Here is a 24,743-nt window from a genome sequence, read left to right on the forward strand (position 1 = left end):
ATGGGGATTCTACCCCACCTGAAGTTTACGAAGGACCTACCCCCACTTATAGAAGTGGGGGCCTTAAAAATAGGATAAATATAAAGCAACATAATAAGGAGACGGGAGGAAATTTTGGTGCAGGATGAATTCGAGCGTATGAGATGGCTGAGGGAAGAGATAGAGGCTGCGAATAAGCAGTACTACCTGCTGGATCAACCCACCATGACTGATGCGGACTACGATGCCCTCATGCGCGAATTGCTGAGCCTAGAAGCGATACATCCGGACTGGGTTACTCCCGATTCTCCAACTATACGAGTCGGGGGAGAGGTTGCCAAAGAGTACTCTAAAGTACGTCATTTGGAACCTCTCCTTAGTTTAGATAATGCCTTTTCCGCAGAAGACCTGAGGGAGTTTGACCGCAGGGTGCGTCAAGTGACATCGTCTGTTGACTATGTGGTGGAACTTAAGATTGATGGTTTAACTGTTGCTCTTACCTACGAGAACGGTCTGCTGGCGGTGGGGGCAACTCGCGGTGATGGTGAAGTGGGTGAGGATATTACCGCCAATGTGAAGACGGTTAAATCTATCCCCTTGCGCTTAAAAGACGAGGTGCCAGGGCTAAGTGTCCGGGGAGAAGGATATATGCCTAAGGCCTCTTTTGCCCGTCTGAATCAGGAACGGGAGGAGGAAGGGCTGTCAACGTTCGCCAATCCCCGTAATGCAGCTGCTGGATCTCTGCGCCAATTAAACTCCAAAATAACGGCTCAGCGGAAGCTGGACTACTTTGCCTATCAGGTGTTAGGAGCAAATGAGCTAGGCTTACATAACCAAAGGGAAGTCCTTGCGTTTTTAAAAGAACAAGGGTTTGTTGTTAATCCGGAATATAAAATTTTTCAGACCATCGAAGAAGTTATTGCTTATTGTGAAAAAATGTCCTCGGAACGTCACGGGTTCTCTTATGATATCGATGGACTTGTTATTAAAGTAAATGACTTTGCTGTTCAACAAGAATTGGGCTTTACGGCCAAAAGTCCTCGTTCGGCAATTGCTTATAAATTTCCTGCCGAACAAGTAGAAACGGTTGTCGAAGATATTCTCATTCGTGTCGGCCGAACGGGAGTTTTAACGCCTACGGCAGTCCTGAGACCTGTTTTAGTAGCAGGGTCTACGGTGAGCCGGGCGACTCTTCATAATCTTGATAACATTCGCCAGAAAGATATTCGCATTGGTGATCATGTTCTGCTGCAAAAGGCCGGTGATGTCATCCCTGAAGTCGTAAGGATGCTGCCGGAGAAACGAACGGGAGAAGAAAGAATTTTTGTCATGCCGGAATATTGTCCGGAATGTCAGAGCCCTGTCCGCCAAGATGAAGGTGAAGTAGCCTATCGCTGTCAAAGTATCACCTGTCCGGCAAGGCAACGGGAGGGAATTATTCACTTTGTCTCTCGTGATGCCATGGCCATCGATGGTCTGGGGCCTGCGGTGATTCAACAGCTGCTCGACGCCAATCTGATATCCGATGCGGCAGATCTATATTCCTTAACCTTCGAAGAGCTCATCCCGCTTGAACGGATGGGCAAGAAATCGGCTGAAAACCTCTTAAAGGCCATTCAGGAAAGCAAGACCAGGGGCTTGGGGCCTTTGCTTTTCGCCCTGGGAATTCGTCATACGGGAGAAAAGGCAGGCAAAGTTCTGGCTCAGAGATTCGGGTCAATGGAGCAGCTTATGCATGCGTCTCTGGAAGAATTACAAGAAATCCCTGACATCGGTCCGACTATGGCAGAAAACCTCGTTTATTTTTTCAGTTTGGAGAGTACTAAACTCTTTATTGAAAAATTGAGCCGGGCCGGAGTTGATATGACGGCTGAAAAGGCATCAAAACCGCAAATTTTTGCCGGCAAAAGTATTGTTGTCACGGGTTCTTTAGAACGCTGGGACCGACGGGAGATTGAAAAAGTTATTGAAGATCACGGCGGTAAAGCAGCGAGCTCGGTGAGTAAAAAGACAGCTTTTGTTATAGCCGGGGAGAAAGCCGGTTCCAAGCTGACCAAAGCCCAAGAACTCGGAGTACAAGTATTATCAGAAGATCAGTTTGAGGTCTTGCTGAAACAGCAGGACTAGGGGATAAAAACGTTGAAGAAGAATGGAAAAGGAACCAGGGACGGTTCTTTGGGGCATCCTGGTGGGATGTCCCAAAGAACCGTCCTATTTGCATGTTTTGCATATGTTGCCCCAATCTTCCAGATTTGCTATTATAAATAGATAGCGAAAAAATAGTCAAAGGAAGGTGAATTTGATGGCAATTTCACGTGAAGACGTTATATATGTCGCCGGATTGGCACGTTTAGAGTTAAACGAACAAGAGATTCAAGACTATACCCAGCAGCTGAACTCAATTTTAGATTATGCTGCAATGCTGGAACACTTGGACACCGAAGGTGTTGTCCCTACGGCTCACGCTGTTCCTCTGCATAATGTGCTGCGGGAGGACGAAGTAAAACCTTCAATCAGCCACGATAAAACCTTAAGAAATGCCCCGGATGCCGAAGAAGGATTTTTTAGAGTTCCCAGAATTAGTCTCACATAGAAAGGAGGGGCTGGCATTCATGATATTTGAGAAATCCATAAGTGAGCTCCATGAGCTTCTTGCTCATAAAGAAGTTAGCGCTGCTGAATTAACGAACGCTTACCTAGAGCGAATTCGGGACTTAGATCAAGATTTGCAGGCGTATTTAACCGTCTTGGAAGAAGACGCTCAAAAGCTAGCCTCAGAGATTGACCAAAAGATCGCTCGGGGAGAAGAACTGGGGGCTTTAGAAGGAATCCCCATGGCTATGAAAGACAATATGTGTACGGAAGGCGTACGTACAACTTGTGCTTCCCAAATACTCCGAGAATTTTATCCGCCCTATGATGCTACGGTAACAACGCGCTTAAGGGATGCTGGAAGCATTCTTTTAGGTAAATTAAATATGGATGAGTTTGCCATGGGTTCTTCGACCGAGAATTCAGCCTATATGAAAACGCGCAATCCCTGGAATTTAGACTGCGTTCCTGGAGGTTCTTCCGGCGGCGCAGCGGTTTCCGTAGCAGCTGACTTAGCTGCCTTTTCCCTGGGGTCCGATACCGGGGGATCGATCCGTCAACCGGCAGCTTTTTGCGGCGTCGTTGGCTTGAAGCCAACCTACGGAGCCGTCTCCCGCTTTGGACTTATCGCCTATGCTTCCTCCCTTGATCAGATAGGACCTTTAACCAAAACCGTTCGGGATAATGCTTTGGTAATGAATGCGATTGCCGGGTATGATGCCATGGATTCCACGTCAGTTCGCTATGATAAGCCTGATTATACGAAATTCCTGATCAATGATATTAAAGGCCTGAAAATCGGCCTTCCCCGTGAATATTTCGGGGAAGGAATTGACCCGGAGGTCGCTAAAGGGATCCAAAAATGCGTCGAAACCCTGCGCGGTTTAGGGGCTGAAGTGAGCGAATGTTCTTTGCCCCACACAGAATATGCTATCCCGGCCTATTATTTGATCGCAACTGCCGAGGCCAGTTCCAACCTTGCCCGTTATGATGGAGTTCGCTATGGTTATCGGGCTGAAGCCAGTGATGTTTTAGGTATGTTCCGGAAGACTCGGGCGGAAGGATTCGGGCAGGAGGTTAAGCGCAGAATTATGCTGGGAACCTATGCCTTGAGTTCGGGTTATTATGATGCTTATTATCTCAAAGCCCAAAAAGTCCGGACCTTAATCAAACAAGACTTTGATCAGGCCTTTGAAAAATTTGATGTTTTGCTGGGCCCTGCGGCACCGACACCGGCCTTTAAATTTGGCGAAAAGTCCAATCCTTTAACTATGTATCTTTCGGACATTACAACGGTTCCAATTAATCTGGCAGGGATTCCGGCCATCTCAATTCCCGCAGGCTTCGTTAATGGCTTGCCGATCGGCATGCAATTGATGGGCAAACCCTTTAATGAAGGAACACTGTATCGTGTGGCTTATACTTTCGAGCAAACTACAAATTATCACACGTTAAAACCGAATCTTTCCGGGGAGGTGCTTGCGCGTGGTAGTCGCTGATCGCTATGAAATGGTATGTGGCTTAGAAGTTCACGTGGAACTTCAAACAAAAACGAAAATATTCTGCGGTTGTACAACGGAGTTTGGGGGAGAACAAAATACCCATGTCTGCCCTGTTTGTTTAGGGATGCCGGGGACGCTTCCGGTCTTAAACCGAGAAGTTGTCAATTATGCTATTCGAGCAGGCTTAGCTTTAAACTGTGAGATTGCCGATTTTTCCAAGTTTGACCGCAAGAATTACTATTATCCGGATTTGACAAAAAACTACCAGACATCCCAATTTGATCTGCCGATTTGTAAAAATGGCGGTTTGGAAATTGAAGTTGACGGAGTGAAAAAGTGGATAGGAATTACCCGCGCTCATATGGAAGAAGACGCCGGGAAACTTGTCCACAGCGGGGAAACCATCACAACTTCAGATGCCTCTTCCGTCGATTATAACCGTGCAGGAGTTCCTCTTTTGGAGATCGTTTCTGAACCTGACTTGCGCTCTATTCCGGAAGTTTTGGCCTATCTGGAACAATTGGTTCAGATTCTGGAGTACACAGGCGTTTCCGACTGCCGTATGGAACAAGGTTCGATCCGTTTCGATGTCAATGTTTCCTTAAGGCCCATTGGTTCAGAGGCCTTTGGAACCAGAACTGAGACTAAAAACCTTAATTCTTTCAGTTCCGTTCGACGCTGTATGGAATATGAAGTCGCTCGTCAGGCACGTGCCCTTGATGATGGAGAAGAAGTGATTCAGGAAACTCGGACTTGGGACGAAGGACGGGGAATTACCTTAGCTCTGCGTTCCAAAGAAGAGGCTCATGATTACCGCTATTTCCCCGAGCCTGATCTCGTGCCTATAGTCATAGACCGGCAATGGGTGGAAGAGATTCGCAAAACTTTGCCGGAACTCCCGCGGGAACGTCGGAACCGCTTGCAAGAGTTAGGGTTATCAGCTTATGATGCGGCAGTAGTCACTCAAACTAAAGCCATGGCCGATTATTTTGACCAGGGTTTAGCCCAAGGTGCAGAGGCCAAGAGCTTAGCGAATTGGGTTATGGGGGATTTGACACGATTGCTGAACAGCAATCAATGCCAAATTGTGGATTCGCCTGTTTCGGCCCAACAGTTGGTGGAATTGATTAAGCTCATTGATAAGGGAACCCTGAGCGGCAAAATTGCTAAATCCGTCTTAGAAGAAATGTATGCTTCCGGGAAGGATGCCGAACAGATCGTTAAGGAGAAAGGGCTTGCCCAAATTAGCGATGAAGGCGCGCTGCAGGGAATTATCGACGGGGTAATCGCTGCTAATCCCCAATCCGTCGAAGATTATCATGCAGGAAAAGAGCGGGCTATTGGTTTTTTAGTCGGTCAGATTATGAAAGCGACAAAAGGACAAGCGAATCCGGGCCTTGTCAATCAGCTGCTTAAAAAGAAACTGTCAGATTAATATGCATTAAAATAATATATTGATATCGGTTTATTGTGTTCTGCATACGATATCAAAAGGAGTTGGCCTATCATAATTTATAGTAGGTCAACTCCTTTTAACTTAACGATGAAGTGAACTCGTTCAGCTAAAGCTGAACATCGGGGCTTCAGATACAATAATGTCCAGTGGACATTATTGCCGAGCCGCCTTTCCCAATAGGAATACTTAGCGGCGAAGGAGGACTCTACCTCACCTGAAGTTAACAAGGGACCCACCTCCACTCATAGAAGTGGGGGTTTTAAAAACTGGATAAATCTTAAAAATTAAATCTCAAAAATTATGTCATATTTTATCTTAGATAAGATAATGATAAGGAAATAAGAAAAATAGGTAATTAAAAATAAAAAATATTGCAAAAAGTTAAATCTAAATTCTCTATCAATTAATTTGTAAAGTATACAATATACGCATTTTCTTCTTCTTCAAAGTTAAGAGGTATTATGCTAGTATAGAGAATAAATATTGATTACGTAATATAGCATATTTATAAGTTGAAGAAGAGGAGTGTGTCCAATTGAGACATTTAACGATTGTAGATACAACGTTACGGGATGGGGAGCAAACGGCGGGAGTCGTTTTTTCCAATCAAGAGAAATTGCGCATTGCTCGTTTACTCGATGAGGTTGGTGTGCATCAGATCGAAGCAGGGGTCGCTGTCATGGGAGGGGATGAAAAAAAAGCTATCAGTGAGATAACCAAACTTGGCTTGAAAGCAAGTATTATGGGTTGGAATCGAGCGGTGATCTCAGATATTGAAGCATCTCTTGCCTGCGGTGTTGATGCAGTGGCCATTTCAATTTCTACTTCGGATATTCACATTGAACATAAACTTAAGACGACTCGCGAAGATGTTCTCGAGCGTATGATTAAGGCGACAGAATTTGCCAAACGAGAAGGGGTGTATATTTCTGTCAATGCTGAAGATGCTTCTCGTTCCAGTATGGATTTCCTTGTCCAATTTGCTAAAGAAGCTAAAAAAGCGGGTGCAGATCGCCTGCGTTATTGCGATACTGTCGGAATCCTTGATCCCTTCACTACCTACGATAATATAAAAACGTTAATCGAAAAAACAGGAATCAATGTCGAAATGCATACTCACGATGATTTCGGTATGGCTACAGCCAATGCTTTAGCAGGCGTTAAGGCTGGCGCTTCTCATGTTGGAGTAACTGTCAACGGTTTAGGTGAACGAGCCGGTAATGCGGCTTTAGAGGAAGTGGTTATGGCACTTAAGTTCTTGCTGGACACCGATTTAAGCTTTGTTACCGAACGATTTGTTGAACTTTCTGAATATGTTGCCCGTGCTTCAGGCCGCATGCTTCCTCCTTGGAAATCTATCGTGGGAAGCAACATGTTTGCCCATGAATCAGGAATCCACGCTGATGGTGCCTTAAAGAATCCTAGAACTTACGAAGCGTTCAGTCCGGAAGATGTCGGTCTGGAACGTCAAATTGTTATTGGCAAACACTCCGGAACTGCTTCGATTAAAGCTAAATTTAAAGAATATGGCAAAGAAATTACTGAAGAAGAAGCCGTCGTAATGCTTGAAAAAGTACGTGCACTGGCAGTTGATATGAAACGTTCCTTGTTCGACAAAGAGCTGGTTTATATTTATGGGGATATGTTAAAACAAACAAAACAATAATCCTTAGACCAAGTTCAAAAGGCGGCAAGTAAGCCGCCTCTTTAGACGCTGGTTTTTCTTCAACAGAAGGGAGTATTATTCAATGACAGTTAAGGTAACATTGATTCCTGGTGATGGGATAGGACCTGAGGTTAGTGCGGCTACCCAGAAAGTTATTACGGCGAGTCAGGCACCCTTGGAATGGGAAGTCGTTGAAGCAGGAGAGGCTTGTATTGCCAAATATGGCACCCCTTTGCCGGAGCAAGTATTGGAGACAATTCGCCGCAATAAAGTTGCCATCAAGGGACCGATCACTACTCCCGTTGGCAAGGGATTTCGCAGTGTCAATGTATCCCTGCGGCAGCAGTTACAGCTTTTTGCCAATGTACGCCATTTGCGCAATCTGCCGAATGTAGCCTCAAAGTATCAAGATGTTGATATCGTAGTTGTCCGTGAAAATACTGAGGACCTCTATGCCGGAATTGAACATAAAGTTGGCAATCATGCCGCAGAGTCAATCAAAGTAATCACCCGCGAAGCATCTGAACGAATTGGCAGGTATGCCTTTGAACTTGCCCGGCGGGAAGGACGAAAACGGGTGACAATTGTCCATAAAGCCAATATCATGAAGTTAAGTGATGGACTTTTCCTGGAAAGTGTCCGGAATGTGGCTCGGGATTTTCCTGACATTGAATGTGAAGATCGGATTGTTGATGCTTTGTGCATGAACTTGGTACAAGTTCCTGAACAGTTCGATGTGCTGGTCCTGCCGAATTTGTACGGTGATATTGTATCTGACCTCGTCGCAGGCTTGGTTGGAGGTTTAGGAGTTGCTCCGGGAGCAAACATTGGAGAAATGGGAGCTGTTTTTGAAGCTGTTCATGGCAGTGCTCCTCAGATTGCCGGGCAAAATATTGCGAACCCTCTGGCGATGATTCTCTCAGGGGTTGAAATGCTCAAGTATCTGGGATTTGTTAAGGAAGCTCAGAGAGTTGAGAAAGGCATATACAATGTTTTAACCCATCGAGAGTATATTACTCCTGATTTAGGAGGAATGTCTGGAACTCAAGAAATGGCTCTGGCAATTGTTGAGAGTATGGAAGCATAAAAAGTATAATTATATGTCTGAATTTCTAAAATAGCGACCTAAAACGCCTTAATTTTAATATATAGTCTAAAGCATGACAAAATTCAACTTATTTAAAAGCAGGTTAAGCATTAAAAACTTTAACCTGCTTTTTAAATGAATGTCAATATTTCTACACATGTATCTATACGTAGACATTGCGTAAAAATGAAAGCTAGGTCGGCCTACAACAAGATATTAAAATATTTGCTGTCCACGAAAGTGGACAGCATTATCTGATAAATCGGAACTTTCAACTTGATATTTCCTGTTTAAAGGCTTGTTGTATACTAAACAAAAGATTCGGAATCCATTGAATAGTCATTGGCATGGAAATTGCAAAGATAATTCATTACTCTCCGAATTAACTAATTCTTGGACAGGTATATGCGGTACTTAGGGCTTTGTTCTGGGAGCGAGAGATTCATGGAATTAAGTAAGGGGGATGCAGCATTTGATTAGGGAAGAGTATCAGAAAAAATGTGTTTCAGCTGATGAAGCAGTAAAAGTGGTTCGAAGTGGAGATTGGGTGGAATTTGGGTGGGCTGCCAGCATGCCGACTCTGTTAGATGAAGCATTGGCACGACGCAAAGATGAACTTCATGACGTAAATATGCGTGGAGGTGTCATTTTAACTCCAATAGCTTGTGTTGAGAGTGACCCTACTGGAGAACATTTTACCTGGAATAGCTGGCATCTTGGCGGACGTGAACGAAAATGGGCTCAGAAAGGTTTAGCTTATTATATACCGCTTAAATATTCAGAAATGCCTCGCTGGATACGCGAAAACTTACAAACAGATGTTGTGGCTATTCAAGTAGCCCCGATGGATGAACATGGTTATTTCAGTTTTGGCGTGTCAATTTCACACTATGCTGCGGCGATTGAAAAAGCCCGTAATGTTATCGTTGAAGTAAACGAAGATATGCCTAAGGTTCATGGCGGTTATGATCACATGGTACATATTTCTAAAGTGGATTATGTTGTTGAAGGCGGCCACAGAGGTCTTCCGATCCTGCCCTCAGCTCCTGCCTCGGATATTGACCGACAGATCGCTTCTTATGTCCTGCCAGAAATTCATGATGGTGCATGCATCCAACTTGGTATTGGCGGAATGCCGAATGCTTTAGGCCAAATGATTGCCGAGTCAGATCTAAAGGATCTGGGGATTCACACGGAAATGCTGGTTGACGGTTTTGTAGATATGGTGAATGCGGGTAAGGTCACGGGAAAGTGTAAAAACTTAGACCGCGGCAGAATTGTTTATTCCTTTGCTGCGGGTACTCAGAAACTCTATGACTTCATGCGGGATAACCCGTCTTTAGCGGGCTACCCGGTTGACTATTCCAACATGCCTTTTATAGCCTCTCAGATCGATCGATTTGTTTCAATCAACAGTGCTTTGGAAATCGATCTTACTGGTCAAGTTTGTTCTGAATCCGCCGGATCAAGTATGATCAGCGGAGCTGGCGGACAGCTGGATTTTGTGGAAGCAGCTTACCATTCTAAAGGTGGCAAAAGCTTCATTTGCTTGCCTTCTACCTACAAAGATAAAGAAGGTAACATTCACTCCAGAATCAAAGGTACTATGACTTTGGGTTCTGTAATCACGGATACGAGACCAACGGTCCAATACGTCGTTACTGAGTATGGAAAGGTTAACTTGAAAGGACTATCTACTTGGCAGCGGGCAGAAGCACTGATTTCAATTGCACATCCTGATTTCAGAGAGGAACTTATAGAAGAGGCCAAGAAACTTAAAATTTGGCGAAAAAAAGCTTAGAATCACTAAGTGACCACTTATACTTTTAACCTTTGATTTACTTAAGGTTTACTATACAGAAACAGTACTGAAACATAAGAAGGGGGAGTTTCCTAATTTAGGACCCCTTCTTTTCTCATCTCTGGACATTAGAGCTGGGAACCCTTAGAATTGAAAAAGGTAGGGTTCAAGTATCATGAGATTGAGGTTGACAGCACTATGGCTAATAAAGTTAAAAAGAAAGACTCTCGAATACCTCCAAGACACCCAGTCTGGAACATCTGGCAAGGATTATTTTTGATAGCTCTAGTCACGCTTCTTGAATTTCCTCTTGGCTGGCTGGAGACCCCTAAGGATCTCGTTTCGCTACCTGGAGTGTTAAGATTCCTGGGAGTTGGCTTAGGAGATGTCTTTTTATACGTTACTGTTATTTTGGTCTTTATGCGCCTCATTCGTCGCCCCATTTCAGATTTGGGTTTTGTGAGAGCCAAGAAACGTTTTTTGCTTTTAGGATTAGGGGCGGGATTCTTTTTGTTTATCAGTATTGGTTTGTTGGGGAACGAATTGACCAAAATTTTAGGTATTCCTGCCCCACAGAGTTTTGCCATTGCTGTTAAGGGGGCGAGCCATCCTTGGGAATTCGCTCTCCTCATCTTATTGGGAGGAGTCATAGCACCAATTAAAGAAGAAATGCTCTTTCGTGGTTTAATTTTCCCGCCGCTGCGGGAAGCTCATGGTAAGGGCAGAGGAATAGTTCTCACAGGAATATTTTTTGCGATGTTACATTTTGACTTAATTCGGTTTTTACCTTTATTTCTTGGCGGGATTGTTCTTACATGGCTTTATGAACGCTCCTCTAGTATATGGCCATCTGTTGTAGCTCACGGGACATGGAATATTCTGATGGCTCTTGCCCTCTGGATTCAGCGTTATTAGCGATCATTCATTTTTGGGGATTAATTCCTTGGACAAATGTATAATACTAACTAGGGAGTTTTAGGCTTTTAAGAAGGAGAGCTGTAATTGTGGAATCTGTTTTAATTAAGACTCATGGATTGACGAAACGCTATGGGTCGGTATCTGTGGTAAAGGGGCTTGATTTAGAAGTTAAGAGCGGTGAAATATTCGGTTTCTTGGGGCCAAATGGGGCTGGGAAAACCACGACAATTAAAATGTTAACCGGTTTGCTGGATCCTAGTGAAGGAGAGGCCTTGATCTGTAACTATGATATTAGCAAACAGCCTGCTCAAGCTAAGTCATTAATGGCCTATGTGCCTGATCAGCCCAAATTATATGGTAAGCTTTCAGCGCGAGAATTCTTGCACCTCATTTCTGCCCTTTACAGAGTACCAAAGGATGTCGTGAAAGAGAGAGCAGAACAGCTGCTGAATTTGTTCGGACTTCAAGAACGAGCGGATGAGTTGCTGGAAGGTTATTCTCATAGCATGCGCCAAAAGGTGGTCTTGGCGTCAGCTCTTATCCATCAGCCAAAGGTAATTCTTCTCGATGAGCCTACTGTTGGTCTTGATCCGGGAAGTGCTCGTTTGCTCAAAGATGTTTTGCAGGAAATGGCTCGACAAGGAGCTGCTGTCTTTGTATCCACACATATACTGGAGATTGCCGAAAGAATGTGCCATCGCGTAGGCATTCTTAAAGATGGCTTACTGATTGCTCAGGGCAGCCCTGAAGAGCTGCGGCAGAAAGTAGGACGTGAAGGAGAAAGCCTGGAAGATATCTTCTTAGAGCTTACAGGCAGTCATGAAAATGCTGAATTGATTAAGAGTCTGGAGGAGGGCTAAAACAATGAAAATCCTATTGCCTCCGCCTTTGGAGAGTCCGCCGCAGGAACAATCATTTTGGCAAAATTTTATACTGCTGCTTAGAAATCAACTGCAAGTTAGTTGGAATAAACTGCGTCATAGGCCGGCAAGAGCCCTTATCGGCATGGGAGGGCTTTTAATAGGGGTAATTGCGATTGTCGTTTCCCTGGGAATTTACGCTTATGGGTCTTTAAGAACTCTGTCACCCGATACGGTCCAGGGTTTCCTCTCGATGTTATTTATGGTCGGCTTAGGGGGACAGATCTTTTTTGGTATTACAGGAGCCTTTGTTGCCCTTTATATGTCAGACGATCTTGAGCTTTTGTTTATGGCACCGGTACCTATCAAAGCTGTGTTTGCTGTTAAATCGGTAGTGATTATTGGCAGCAATTTTTTAACAGCTGTTTTGTTTGCCTTCTTACCCGGACTGTTTTACGGTTTGCTTTTTCAAGCAGGAGCCTCATTTTATATTCTGGTTTTGTTGGTCGGACTTGGTTTATGGGCAATGGGAACGGCGATCGCCGAATTGATTAATCTGTTGGTTATGCGTGTTATTCCGCCCCATCGCAGTAAGGAAGCAATCGGCTTCATAGGGGCTTTGGGAGGAATTATCATTGCCCTTAGTTTTCAGCTCCCCAATATGCTAATGAACAGTCGAAACAAATTCGATCTTGGCTCTTGGTTGGAACAGCAAAAACAAATGCTTAGTGTCATGAAATTTTTCCCCTGGGGTTGGGGTTCGTCGGCACTGGTTGCGGGTGTATCACAAAATTTCCTAGGAGGCTTAGGCTGGAGTCTGTTAATACTGTTGGTCGGAGTATTACTCTTCTTAATTGCCTTTAATCTCGTTGAGAAAGGATTCCGCAGAGGATTCATTTCCCTAAGTCAAGGGGAAAGGGGAAAACGGCGCAAGGCTCAGACAGAAGAGAGGGGGGTAAAACTGCAGAAGGCCCCTTCCCTTGCTATGCTTAAGCAAGACGTTGCAGCTCCAGCATCTCCCTGGTTAGGAATGTGGGCCGTAGCCAAAAAGGATCTGCTCTCTATGAAGCGTGATACCCGGGAGTGGTTCGGCTACTTAGTTCCTTTGATTATTATGCTTTTCTTTATTGGACAGTTTTTATTTTCGTCCGTCAAGACTTCACACAGCACATTAATGACCGTGCTAATCATGTATACCATTATGTTCAGTGGAAATATGGCGTTACAATCGTTTGGCCGTGAGGGAGAATCAGACTGGCTCTTAAACAGTGTACCTCTTGCCGGATGGCCGGTCGTATGGGGCAAGTTACTGGCTGCCATTTTACCTACTTTGGTGTTAATGGAAGTACTGTTAGTTGGGACTGCACTGGCTATAGGGGTTTCTAAGACCCTCATTGTTGCTTTGGCCGTGGGAGCGGTATTCCTCTCTTTAGGATCAAGTTCTATTGGGCTGTTTTATTCAATTAATAACTGCCGTTACAATCCCGATACCCCTCAACAAAGGATCGCCCCAGGCGCTTCCTTGTTTATGTACCTGATAAACTTATTCTTCATACTTTTATTAGCTGTGGGTTTAACCTATCTTTTTTTGCCGAGTGAGTTGGTTTCTGCTCTTAGAGACCTTCCGGCTGTAACCTATAAAGGAGGTTTACTGTCAGGGCTGATTTATGGGATCTATCTTCTTAGCCGCCCCCTCTTGTGGTCAACCGCTTGGCGGGTTTTTCTGGGAGTTATCGTTACGGGCGGAATATGGGCGGCCATGTTTTTTGGATTTATGGCGGCGACCGTTCGGCAGAGCCGGAAAGGTTTTCGAGTGGAAATTATTGCAGGCAGAAAGAAAAGAAGTCGATAGGATGAAGCAACCATCCATAGATGAATTCGCTCTTGCGGGCGAATCAACCTCCCTCTGGAATACCAACTCCAGTTTATGATTATGCGAAAGAGGAACGAGATATAGTTTTTGCAGAGAAAAGGTTATTGGACAGAATGGATACCTGGATTTACAATGAGCTGGAATACATTGGGGAGGAAGAAAGGTGAAATCAAAGTATCCGGTTAATGGGAAAGCCAATGCCATCGGTGTAATTGAATTGGAATGCCTTCGTCTTTCCTCGGACGGAATGGCTGTGGGATATTATGAGGGCAAAACTACCTTTGTGCCTGGCCTGCTGCCCGGGGAAATAGGCCAGGTTCAGATTGCGGAAGCAAAGAAAAACTGGCAGCGTGGAAAATTGCTAAAGATTTTAAAGAAATCTGTAGACCGGGTCAACCCTCCTTGCAGTGTTTACTCTGTTTGCGGCGGCTGCCAAGTGCAGCACCTTAAGTATGAGCAAACTTTAGTCTGGAAGAGACAGTGGGTGGCCGATGCTCTTGCCAGAATCGGTAAAATACAACTGGATAATGCTAAGATTCATCCTACTATTGGGATGGATTATCCCTGGCGCTATCGCAACAAAGCCCGGCTCCATTGGGGAGAACCGGGCATCATTGGTTATTATCAGGGAAAAAGTAAAGCGACGGTTCGGTTTAGTGACTGCCTTTTGATCAGTGAAAAAATGAATCGCTGGGTAGAGGAAGTGGAAAGGCTTCTGAGCAAACAGAACGAGAAATCCCTTTCCCGGCTGACCTCGCTTACCTTCAGGGAAAATTCTCAAGGAGAAGGAATGCTGATTTTGGATTCCATGGAAAATGTTTCTCTGAGGGAAAGGGATGATTTTTTATCAGATGCACAGAAGTCTGGGGTATCGTCCGAGCCCGACGAAGAAAGGAAAGGGACAGTACATAATGAAATTGGCTTAGGACTCCGCTGGATCTGGAGCATCAACAGTTCAGGAGAACCGGTGCGCATCGCAGGTCGGGGGAATTTCACCGAGAGCGTGTTGGAAGCTGAGTTCAAGATCTCTCCCTTGGCCTTCCTGCAAATCAATCCTGCTCAGACCCGCAGACTTTATCAAACGGTGTTGGATTGGGCAGAGCTTTCAGTTGAGAAAGTAGTCTGGGATCTTTACTGCGGAATCGGGACTATCACCTTGGCTTTAGCTGCAAAAGCCAAAAAGGTCTGGGGAATTGAAGAAAACCCCTACGCTGTGAAAGATGCCAAGGAAAATGCTAAGCATAACCGAATTGATAATGTAGAGTTCATTGCTGGAAAAGTGGAGGATACCTTCCGTCAAATCATCGACCAACCGGATATTGTAGTTCTCGATCCTCCCCGGGCCGGAGCCCACAAGAGCGTGTTAGAACGATTGTTGGAATTGAAGCCGGAGCAGATCATCTATGTCTCCTGTGATCCAGGGACATTGGCGCGGGATCTTGGGATATTGCAGAACGGGGGATACCAGGTGGCTGAGGTGCAACCAGTGGATATGTTTCCGTGGACGGTGCACGTTGAGAGCATCGTTCGCCTCTTGCTTTTTTGAGAAGAAAGTTGGTAAGCTAATTGGCACAAAGTGTGGATAACAAGAAAAGCAAAACAATAGCTGATAGAGTATTTGTGGTAACAGAGTGCAGCGGTTTATTGGATTTTTTAACACTTAAGTTAACTAATCAATCAAGAAATAACATAAAGTCTTTGCTCACACACAGACAGGTTAATGTGGATGGGCGTGTCGTTACGCAGCACGACTTTCCTCTGAAAGAGGAACAGACGGTACGGATAGTCCGTTCGGTAATTCGGGGGCAAAAAGAGAAAGATGTGCTGCAAATTTTATATGAGGATGCTGATTTGATCGTAATCAATAAGCCGGCTGGCTTGTTGGCTATAACTGATAATAAAAATGGGGTTTCCGCTTATCATTTGCTGACGGATTATGTGCGCCGGGCTAACCCGAAAGCCCGTATCTTTATTGTTCATCGTCTGGACCGGGATACCTCCGGGGTGCTGATGTTTGCCAAAAATGAAAAGTTGAAACTAGCGTTGCAAGATAATTGGGGCGGCCTTGTAACGCAACGGGGTTATGTGGCGATTGTGGAGGGACGACTAAAAGAAAAAAGCGGTAGAATTCGCTCCTGGCTTAAGGAAACAAAGACGCTGCTTGTGTATTCCAGCCCAAAGGTGGGGGACGGTTTGGAGGCCATTACGAATTATCAAGTGATCAATGAAACCCAAGACTATTCGCTGTTGAATATTCAACTGGAAACAGGTCGCAAGAATCAAATTCGAGTGCATATGAAAGAATTAGGGCATTCTGTCGTGGGCGATACCAAATATGGTGCTAGAACTAATCCTTTAAAGCGATTAGGGTTGCATGCGCACAAACTGGAATTTAGGCATCCTTTTGCTAATCAGTTGTTGTGCTTTGAAACAGAAGTACCGGAGAATTTTAAAGCGTTAATAAAGCTCTGACGAAATTGTGGCAGCATGCCAAGAATTACATACTGCCTTGGATAGATATCAAGGAATACTTACGAGGATAAAAGAGGAAAAATGATTAGATAAAATGGCCTCGGGTATTGTGCTGTAGGCTAAGAGAAACAAATTTTTCGAACATGTACCCGCGAACACACACCATGTTGAGAGCATCGTTCGCCTCGAAAGAAAACACAACGACTAAATATGGAAAAAGTCCAGTGGTGTAACCACTATATATAGCGGTTTTGGTAAAAAATTATGTGTTTCTCTGTACTGCAAGAGTAGTGTGGGGAAACATTTTTTTACAGTTTTGCGTCAGAATTATGAAACTCCGTTACTTTGAACCTTAGGAGTATGTCGGAAAATGCGAATTGAATTAAGAAATTATTTGGATAATAGATTAGAAGAACAATGGTAAAAGGAGGTTTGATGTTAATGAGTATATTTACAGAGCTAATAATCAGAGGGGTCCTCGTTATTGCGTTAAATGATAGTATTATACTTTACGTGGTTAAAAAGCGTTCTTCTCCAATAACTATTCCTTTAATTTTAGAAATAACTATAGTAACTAGTGTCGCATTAGTAATTAACATTTGGTATTGTCTTAAAAAGAATGGAATAATTTGAAATAAAACATTTAGAAATCATGGCAAGGCGCATTCTTCTGATAAACGTAACAAGTTGAGTTCCACTTGCCACATTTGTTACCAGTAGTTCCCATGCAATGAACTCCATAAAATCCAGTTAAGTAGTGTTAAGGAGGAGCTTGTTATGCAAAAAATTGTTCCGCATTTATGGTACGACACGGAGGCCAAAGAAGCGGCCCTGTTTTATACCAGTTTATTTGACCAATCGAAACTATTGGATGTAACAGTTATAGAAAACACCCCATCAGGTGACGCAGAAAGTGTAAGTTTTGAGTTAGCCGGACAGCAATTTAAGGCGATCAGTGCTGGCCCTTTCTTCAAATTCAACCCTTCTATTTCCTTGATGGTCGCTTGCTACTCAATAGAAGAGGTGAATACCAAGTGGAGAGCATTATCTGAAGGGGGAACGGAATTAATGCCATTGGGTGAATACCCCTTTAGTAAGCGGTATAGCTGGGTCCAGGACCGGTACGGTTTATCCTGGCAGTTGATGCTTACCGACCATGGCCAAAGTGTTCAAAAGATTACCTCCAACTTGCTTTTCTCAGATGAATCATGCGGGAAAGCTGAAGAAGCTGTAAGGTACTACACTGGGGTCTTTGGAAAATCGGAAATAGGGACAATCAGCAGATATAAAGAAGGAGAAGCAGAGTTACCAAAGGCAAAAATAAACTATGCTGCATTCAAACTGAACGGTATCGCTTTTTCTGCGATGGACAACGGCTTTGATGTGGATTATGGTTTTAATGAAGCATTTTCACTCATGATAAATTGTGAGGACCAGAAGGAGATTGATTACTTCTGGGACAAGCTCTCTGCCGTACCTGAAGCTGAACAATGCGGTTGGGTCAAGGACAAGTTTGGAGTATCGTGGCAAATTGTACCTGCGATAATGGATGAAATGATGAAATCTGGTGACAGAAAACGATTACAGCGGGTGACAGAGGCGTTCCTGAAAATGAAGAAATTTGATGTGGACGCTTTGCAAAAAGCTTATGAAGGGATTTAAGGTGTAACACTAAGACAACAGTTAGAATACCGGTTGACGTGTAAAATCAAAGGATTAACAATCGATAAGGAAAATGCAACTGGCCAATAGGTCAGTTGCAATTTAGTTTAGTAGAGATGTTCATTTTTGATTCAATCGTCTCTTTTCTAACTGATCCTAAACTGTAGCAGCATCCACGAATTACATACCGCCTTAGAACAAGGCCTCCGAAATTGTGGTTGGGTCTAGAAAACAGCATTTTTGGAACATGTACCCATGAACACACCAAGAAGAAAGTTCGAACTTGTCACAGATCACTAAGATGGGAATAAGTTACAGGTTTCAAGAGGGTAAGGTATTAGTTAACCACAATAAATTCCTCGGCTATACCAAGGATGATCAGGGTCAGTTAGTTATTGTGCCGGAAGAAGCTGAAGTGGTACGCCGGATATATCGAGAGTTTTTGAATGGTAAAAGCCCTTATAAAATTGCTGCAGATTTACAAAGGGATGGGATAATCACAGGGTCAGGTGGTTCGCGTTGGTATGATAGTACTGTGATTGGTATCCTTAAAAACGAAAAATATCAAGGCGATGCTCTACTTCAAAAAACCTATACGGTTGACTTTTTAAGTAAAAAGCGTGTAAATAACAATGGCCATGCTGCCCAATATTATGTTGAAGAGAGCCATCCGGCGATCATTTCCAAAGAAGAATTCGCTGCAGCGCAAGCAGAATTTCAAAGACGTTCAAATATGCGCGGGTACTCAAGAACAGGGAAAAGTGCTTATACCAGTGAGTATGCCTTTTCAGGGAAACTTTATTGCCAAAAGTGTGGCTCTAAGTTTAGAAGATCAGCCTGGGGCACGGGGAAAAATAAAAAGTACGTTTGGATATGCATAAACCATCAGATAAACGGAAACTCTGCATGTGATCAAAAGTCGGTCAAGGAGAAAGATTTGGAGAAGGCGTTTGTTAGAGCGATGAACTGGGTTATTAATAGAAAAGAAATCTATTTGGAAGAACTTTCAAGAGACATATACCATGGTCTTGAGCCGATAGCTGAAGAATATACAATGGAAGAGCTTTACGCCCGCCTGGAGAACTTGCAAGAGAAAATGAAGGGATTGGTAAAGCGGAGTATAAAGGCTGGAAATGTTGATGAGAATGGACATTCAGTTCTTGGCGCAGAAATAGAAAAAGTGCAAAACAGGATGAAAAAGCTTAAAGAACAAATAACTGAACGGTCAATGCGGCAAAAAAGGGTGGAAGAGTTCAGGGAATTTCTAGTGTTGCAGGAGGGTGGAATTGATAGGTTCGACGATGTATTATTTCGGAGGTTCGTTGATAGTGTGGAAGTGCAATCTATGGTTGAGGTAGCGTTTTTGTTTAAGGTTGGCGTTGAAGTGAGGGAGGTCCTTGGATAAATGAAAATACAGATCGAGTTATAGTAATTTTGATTAGCTTGCTTATTGGATATTAGTATTATAACAGATGAATAAATACTCATTAATCAAGTTAAATATTGAATAGTCCTTTTCTAATAGGAGTACGGTTAAATTTAATTGTATTCCTATAAAAAAATGCTTGACCTGGTGTTAACTCCAGATGATAGACTATGACACGTAGTCAATCTCTGTTTGACGTAACACCCCAGTTTCCCACTAGATAGGAAAAATAAATATAAGGTGAAAATGACTATGAGAATAATTGCTCGACCTGGTGTTAAATTCAGGTGATATGGTTGTAAAAACGAGGAGGTAGTCTCATATGACAATTACAGAAGTTAGTGAAAAATTCGATCTTACGCAGGATACACTTCGCTATTATGAACGCATCGGATTGATTCCTCATGTTAATCGAAACAAAAGCGGAATCAGAGATTATACGGAAGAAGATTGCAAGTGGGTCGAATTTATCAAATGTATGAGAAATGCCGGCCTTCCGATAGAAGCATTAATTGAGTATGTTGCGCTGTTTCAACAGGGAGATGAAACGATTGGGAGCAGAAAGGAACTTTTAACTGAACAGCGTAAGCAGCTAATTCGACGAATGGAGGATATGCAGAAAACACTGGAACGCTTGAATTACAAAATCGAGAGCTATGAACAGTCAGTGGTTAAAAAGGAAAAAGAGCTAAAAAGAGCGGAGGATTAGTTTAATGGCTAAAAAAGTATTGGTGCTTTCTGCCAGCCCGAGAAAAGGTGGAAATTCTGATCTGCTATGTGACCAGTTTATACTCGGTGCAAATGAAGCAGGACATCAGACAGAAAAGATTTTCTTGCGAGATAAAAAGATTGGTTACTGTACCGGCTGCGAGTCATGCTATGCCAGCCATAAGTGTATTCAGAATGATGACATGGCGGAAATTTTGGACAAAATGATTGACGCTGAAGTGATTGTGATGGCCACACCGGTTTACTTCTATACAATGAACGCTCAGATGAAAACTTTGATTGATAGAACGGTCCCTAAATATCAAGAAATTACTGGGAAGGAGTTCTATTTCATTGTAGCGGCCGCAGACAACAGTAAGCAGGCCATGGAACGGACGATTGATGGTTTTCGCGGGTTTACATTCTGTCTGAACGACGCTCAAGAAAAGGGTGTTATCTTCGGCATCGGAGCATGGCACAAGGGGGACATTAAGGGCAGCGAAGCTATGAAGCAGGCCTTTGAGATGGGAAAGAATGTATAAAATTCAAAACACAACGGAGGTAAATATGAAAGTATTATTAGTGAATGGAAGTCCCCATGAAAAAGGGTGTACCTTTACTGCCTTGGAAGAAGTGGCTAAGACGTTAAATGTAGAAGGGATTGAAACTGAAATTTTTCAGATCGGAACTAAGCCAATATCTGGATGTATTGCTTGTAAAACATGCGGGAAAACGGGGCATTGCGTATTTTCTGACAGAGTCAATGAGTTTCTCGCTATTGCGGGAGACGCCGACGGGTTTGTATTCGGTTCACCAGTACATTACGCCTCTGCAGGTGGTGCAATTACTTCATTTTTGGACCGTGCTTTTTATACTGATTTGCAATCTGGGAAACAAATTTTTTACCTGAAACCGGCAGCTGCTGTTGTTTCAGCCAGAAGGGCTGGGACGACCGCGACATTTGACCAGCTCAATAAATATTTCACTCTATCAGAAATGCCTGTAGTGTCATCAAGGTATTGGAACATGGTACATGGGCATACACCAGAGGACGTCAAAAAAGATTTAGAAGGCTTACAGATCATGCGCATATTAGGAAGGAATATGGCCTGGTTCTTAAAATGCAAAGAGGCGGGCATCAAAGCAGGTGTTCCGTTCCCCGAACGTGAAGAAAGGATCGCCACTAACTTTATTCGTTAATACACACTCCCTTATGAAATCCATTCGTTGAATTGTTAGAAAAGTAAGAGAGGGGAAGTGCGTTGTATGTCAATCACTGAAAAGGCAAATAAATATCACGAAAAAATGTTTCCCAGTTATGTGTCCAAATTTCTGGAGACCGACCCTGAATTCATTGAACGCTTCGACAACTTCGCTTTCGACGAGGTGGTAAACAACGACGATCTGGATGACCGTGCCCGGATGATGGCGATTCTAGCAACGCTTATGGGCTGCCAGGGAATTGACGAATACCAGACTATGCTGCCCGCAGCGCTGAATTTTGGTGTTACTCCCGTCGAAGCAAAAGAAATTGTCTATCAGGCAGTAGCCTACCTGGGAATTGGAAGGGTATTTCCTTTCCTGCACGCAACGAACGATGTGCTGACGGCGCGCGGTGTGGAGCTGCCGTTGCCGGGCCAAGCCACTACGACGGCAGAGAACCGTCTCGAAGCAGGGGTACAGGCCCAAGTGGACATCTTTGGCGAAGGTATGAAGGAATTTTGGAAGTCCGGTCCGGAAGAAAGCCGACATATCAATTATTGGCTGGCTGATAACTGTTTTGGCGACTATTACACACGCGGCGGCTTGAATTATCAGCAACGTGAAATGATTACCTTCTGTTTCCTCGCAGCGCAGGGTGGCTGTGAGCCGCAGCTTGTCAGCCATGCCGCCGCCAACATGAGGATTGGCAATAATAAGGCATTTCTCATCAAGGTTATTTCTCAATGTTTGCCGTATATCGGCTATCCCCGAAGCTTAAATGCACTAAGGTGTGTCAATGACGCCTGTAAATAAAGGAGGATCTTGCAATGAACAACGAAAGAAATGAGCTATTTAAGACGGGCGCTCCGCTGCCCGAAAGGTTTTCTAAATACTTTATCGGTCAGGCATATTTACAGCCGCTGACCGAAAAGGGCGGCCCTATTGCTAATGTGACCTTCGAGCCGGGCTGCCGTAATAACTGGCATATTCACCATAAAGGCGGACAGATTTTGCTCTGCACTGAGGGGCGAGGCTGGTATCAGGCATGGGGAGAAGAACCACAAGAACTGCATCCCGGCGACGTGGTTAACATCCCACCCGAGATCAAGCACTGGCACGGTGCGGCTAAAAACAGCTGGTTTGCCCATCTTGCTGTCGAAGTTCCGGCAGAGGGAGCTTCCAACGAATGGCTCGAAGCTGTATCTGATGAAGAATACAACAAACTTTAATGACTGATAAGAGAAACCTTTATTATCTTTGAAGAGTGCATTTAAAGGAGAATAAGTCGAATGAAAGAGGTTATGATTTGGACCGGTGCCGGTCAGATTGGTATGACTATTGCCCGAAGAATGGGCTTTGGTAAAAAGCTTGTTGTTGGCGATAAGAAGCTGGAGAATGCGCAAACTATTGCTAAAATTATGATCGATGCGGGATTTGACGTGGTTCCGATGGAGATGGATCTCTCATCCAGAGATTCCATTCGAAGCTTGATTGCGGAAGCACAGAAATATGGTGAAATCTCCATGTTAGTTAATGCTGCTGGTGTTTCCCCTAGCCAGGCACCGATTGAAGCGATTTTGAAGGTGGATTTGTACGGCACTGCTGTTCTGCTGGAGGAAGTAGGGAGGGTTATTAAAGACGGTGGTACTGGTGTAACGATTTCCAGCCAGTCCGGTCATAGGATGCCTGCACTTAGTGCGGAAATTGATGAACAACTGGCTTGCACTCCGACGGAAGATCTTCTGAAACTGGAAATACTTCAGCCGGAGAATATCAAAGATACCTTGCACGCCTATCAGATGGCGAAACGCTGCAACGAAAAGAGGGTTATGGCGGAATCTATTAAGTGGGGAGCCAGAGGTGCGCGAATCAATTCCATCTCTCCGGGGATCATCGTTACCCCGCTGGCCATTGATGAGTTTAATGGTCCCAGAGGTGATTTCTATAAAAATATGTTTGCAAAATGCCCGGCAGGCCGTCCGGGAACAGCGGATGAGGTAGCTAATGTGGCAGAACTACTGATGAGTCCCCAGGGAGCATTTATAACTGGGGCGGACTTCTTAATTGATGGCGGTGCAACAGCCTCCTATTTCTATGGCCCCTTAAAGCCACAAGCATCACAGACAAATGAGAGTCACATATGAGTGAAAATATCCCATCTCGCTGCTGATGTACCGGAGAAGGACCATCCGATGAGTGATTGGAAACAGCAAACGATGAAGATTTATTAAAATTTGAAAATATGAATCTATGTGAGAGGAGATAAAAAATGGCTAACAAAGTATATTTTGTAAATCTGAGGGCAAGATCCGACAAGGAAAATAAAATTAGCAAAATTAGAACTTTATTTGATCGTGCGGGTTTTAATGAGCTCATTCAAAAGAATGACCTTACAGCTATTAAATTGCATTTTGGTGAACGTGGTAGTGATGGCTTTATTAGTCCTCTTTTTGTGCGTCAAGTGGCGGATAAAATTAAGGAGAAGGGTGCAAAACCCTTTCTAACGGATACTAATACTCTCTACGGCGGAAGCCGACATAATTCGGTTGATCATTTAATGACTGCTCTGGAACATGGTTTTGATTATACGGTTACAGGTGCCCCAATTATTATAGCGGATGGACTACGCAGTGATAGCATTACCGAAGTAGAGATTAATAAAAAACATTTTAAGACAGTGAAGCTAGCTAAAGATATTGTTAATGCCGACAGCGTAATTGTATTAACTCACTTTAAGGGTCATGAAATGGGCGGCTATGGAGGAGCTATTAAAAATCTTGCCATGGGTGGTGCACCAGCGGTTGGTAAAAAGGAGCAGCATGGTACTAAGATTATAGTCGATGAAGATAAATGTATCGGCTGTGGTGAATGCAGTGAAGTTTGTCCTGAGCATGCAATTACTGTGAGTGAAAAAGCACAAGTCGACTGGGATAAATGCATCGGCTGCGGTGAGTGTCTAACTGTTTGTCCAGTAAAGGCCAACGGAATCGATTGGCAGACAGACTTAGAAGCTTTTCTTGAACGGATGGCTGAATACGGATATGGCCTTGCTAAAACACATGAAAACCGTATTGGTTATATAAACTTTCTCATTAATATCACTCCTGATTGTGATTGCGCATCCTGGAGTGACGCACCTATTGTACCCGATATCGGTTTTTTGGCCTCTACTGATCCTGTAGCTCTTGACCAGGCCAGCTATGATCTGGTTAATAAACAGCTTGGATTCTCTGACTCTCACCTTTCCTGCAATCATGAATCCGGTGCGGATAAGTTCAAAGGTTTGCGCTCCTATATAGATGGTACTATTCAAATGCGTCATGGTGAAGAAATCGGTATGGGCAGCCGAGATTATGAATTAATCGTCCTGTAGTTTGTTCTCAATCTAAGCAATCCCAAGGGCTCCTGCCGTAGAATTGTGGGAATAGGGTAGTCTCAAAAGTCATTATCCACAAAGTGTAAGGATTTAAAGATTCTCAAAGAACTGTTTAAATAAACACAAAAAAAACAGACATATTAGGGTGATATTCTAATATGT

General features: G+C 43.8%; 22 protein-coding genes. All 22 read left to right on the forward strand.

Features of this window, described 5'->3' with window-relative positions; translation table 11 throughout:
• The first annotated feature begins 138 nt into the window (after positions 1-138).
• The 22 genes from ligA to DEAC_RS11240 all read left to right on the forward strand — a co-directional run bounded on the left by ligA (position 139) and on the right by DEAC_RS11240 (position 24,578).
• Positions 139-2,106 (forward strand): NAD-dependent DNA ligase LigA, encoded by a 1,968-nt coding sequence (ligA, locus tag DEAC_RS11135; protein ID WP_427846265.1) that lies wholly within the window; start codon positions 139-141, stop codon positions 2,104-2,106.
• 175 nt (positions 2,107-2,281) lie between these two features.
• A complete protein-coding gene (gene gatC / locus DEAC_RS11140; RefSeq protein WP_047810147.1) occupies positions 2,282-2,572 on the forward strand; it encodes an Asp-tRNA(Asn)/Glu-tRNA(Gln) amidotransferase subunit GatC in 291 nt (96 codons plus the stop codon).
• 19 nt (positions 2,573-2,591) lie between these two features.
• Positions 2,592-4,070, forward strand: a complete 1,479-nt coding sequence (gene gatA, locus DEAC_RS11145; RefSeq protein ID WP_047810148.1) for an Asp-tRNA(Asn)/Glu-tRNA(Gln) amidotransferase subunit GatA — start codon at positions 2,592-2,594, stop codon at positions 4,068-4,070.
• A complete protein-coding gene (gene gatB, locus DEAC_RS11150) occupies positions 4,057-5,508 on the forward strand; it encodes an Asp-tRNA(Asn)/Glu-tRNA(Gln) amidotransferase subunit GatB (protein WP_047810149.1) in 1,452 nt (483 codons plus the stop codon). The genes gatA and gatB overlap by 14 nt, the downstream gene beginning before the upstream one ends.
• A gap of 556 nt (positions 5,509-6,064) precedes the next feature.
• A complete protein-coding gene (gene nifV, locus DEAC_RS11155) occupies positions 6,065-7,195 on the forward strand; it encodes a homocitrate synthase (RefSeq protein WP_047810150.1) in 1,131 nt (376 codons plus the stop codon).
• An 82-nt stretch (positions 7,196-7,277) separates the two neighbouring features.
• The gene (locus DEAC_RS11160) at positions 7,278-8,282 is read left to right on the forward strand and encodes an isocitrate/isopropylmalate dehydrogenase family protein (RefSeq protein ID WP_047810151.1); all 1,005 of its coding nucleotides are present in this window, start codon (positions 7,278-7,280) and stop codon (positions 8,280-8,282) included.
• Positions 8,283-8,745: 463 nt separating this feature from the next.
• Positions 8,746-10,083, forward strand: a complete 1,338-nt coding sequence (locus DEAC_RS11165; protein ID WP_047810152.1) for an acetyl-CoA hydrolase/transferase family protein — start codon at positions 8,746-8,748, stop codon at positions 10,081-10,083.
• A 198-nt stretch (positions 10,084-10,281) separates the two neighbouring features.
• Entirely contained in the window at positions 10,282-10,998 is a 717-nt protein-coding gene (locus DEAC_RS11170; protein ID WP_047810153.1) for a CPBP family intramembrane glutamic endopeptidase, read from the forward strand.
• A gap of 89 nt (positions 10,999-11,087) precedes the next feature.
• The gene (locus DEAC_RS11175) at positions 11,088-11,861 is read left to right on the forward strand and encodes an ABC transporter ATP-binding protein (RefSeq protein WP_047810154.1); all 774 of its coding nucleotides are present in this window, start codon (positions 11,088-11,090) and stop codon (positions 11,859-11,861) included.
• A gap of 4 nt (positions 11,862-11,865) precedes the next feature.
• A complete protein-coding gene (locus tag DEAC_RS11180) occupies positions 11,866-13,713 on the forward strand; it encodes a putative ABC transporter permease subunit (protein WP_047810155.1) in 1,848 nt (615 codons plus the stop codon).
• Positions 13,714-13,733: 20 nt separating this feature from the next.
• Positions 13,734-13,901 (forward strand): hypothetical protein, encoded by a 168-nt coding sequence (locus DEAC_RS23550; RefSeq protein ID WP_161796440.1) that lies wholly within the window; start codon positions 13,734-13,736, stop codon positions 13,899-13,901.
• Positions 13,898-15,280 carry a 23S rRNA (uracil(1939)-C(5))-methyltransferase RlmD gene (rlmD, locus tag DEAC_RS11185; RefSeq protein WP_047810156.1) on the forward strand — a complete coding sequence of 461 codons (1,383 nt, stop codon included), beginning with the start codon at positions 13,898-13,900 and terminating at the stop codon, positions 15,278-15,280. The genes DEAC_RS23550 and rlmD overlap by 4 nt, the downstream gene beginning before the upstream one ends.
• A gap of 32 nt (positions 15,281-15,312) precedes the next feature.
• Positions 15,313-16,206 carry an RluA family pseudouridine synthase gene (locus tag DEAC_RS11190; protein WP_242847133.1) on the forward strand — a complete coding sequence of 298 codons (894 nt, stop codon included), beginning with the start codon at positions 15,313-15,315 and terminating at the stop codon, positions 16,204-16,206.
• 777 nt (positions 16,207-16,983) lie between these two features.
• On the forward strand, positions 16,984-17,868 hold the full coding sequence (locus DEAC_RS11200; protein WP_047810159.1) for a VOC family protein: 885 nt from the start codon (positions 16,984-16,986) through the stop codon (positions 17,866-17,868).
• Positions 17,869-18,169: 301 nt separating this feature from the next.
• Positions 18,170-19,273, forward strand: coding sequence for a recombinase family protein (locus DEAC_RS11205; protein WP_083996126.1), 1,104 nt, complete (start codon positions 18,170-18,172; stop codon positions 19,271-19,273).
• A gap of 343 nt (positions 19,274-19,616) precedes the next feature.
• Positions 19,617-20,003, forward strand: coding sequence for a MerR family transcriptional regulator (locus DEAC_RS11210; protein WP_047810160.1), 387 nt, complete (start codon positions 19,617-19,619; stop codon positions 20,001-20,003).
• A 4-nt stretch (positions 20,004-20,007) separates the two neighbouring features.
• Positions 20,008-20,544: a flavodoxin family protein gene (locus tag DEAC_RS11215; protein ID WP_047810161.1), complete on the forward strand. Its 537-nt coding sequence runs from the start codon at positions 20,008-20,010 to the stop codon at positions 20,542-20,544.
• Positions 20,545-20,569: 25 nt separating this feature from the next.
• On the forward strand, positions 20,570-21,202 hold the full coding sequence (locus DEAC_RS11220; RefSeq protein WP_047810311.1) for a flavodoxin family protein: 633 nt from the start codon (positions 20,570-20,572) through the stop codon (positions 21,200-21,202).
• Between the two features lie 66 nt (positions 21,203-21,268).
• Complete coding sequence (locus tag DEAC_RS11225; RefSeq protein ID WP_047810162.1) at positions 21,269-22,018, forward strand: carboxymuconolactone decarboxylase family protein; 750 nt, start codon at positions 21,269-21,271, stop codon at positions 22,016-22,018.
• Positions 22,019-22,032: 14 nt separating this feature from the next.
• Positions 22,033-22,434 (forward strand): cupin domain-containing protein, encoded by a 402-nt coding sequence (locus DEAC_RS11230; protein WP_047810163.1) that lies wholly within the window; start codon positions 22,033-22,035, stop codon positions 22,432-22,434.
• Between the two features lie 60 nt (positions 22,435-22,494).
• Positions 22,495-23,349 carry an SDR family oxidoreductase gene (locus DEAC_RS11235; protein ID WP_047810164.1) on the forward strand — a complete coding sequence of 285 codons (855 nt, stop codon included), beginning with the start codon at positions 22,495-22,497 and terminating at the stop codon, positions 23,347-23,349.
• A 125-nt stretch (positions 23,350-23,474) separates the two neighbouring features.
• The gene (locus DEAC_RS11240; RefSeq protein WP_047810165.1) at positions 23,475-24,578 is read left to right on the forward strand and encodes a DUF362 domain-containing protein; all 1,104 of its coding nucleotides are present in this window, start codon (positions 23,475-23,477) and stop codon (positions 24,576-24,578) included.
• The last annotated feature ends 165 nt before the right edge of the window (positions 24,579-24,743 follow it).

It is taken from the genome of Desulfosporosinus acididurans (genome assembly GCF_001029285.1).
Classification (GTDB): Bacteria; Bacillota; Desulfitobacteriia; order Desulfitobacteriales; family Desulfitobacteriaceae; genus Desulfosporosinus; species Desulfosporosinus acididurans.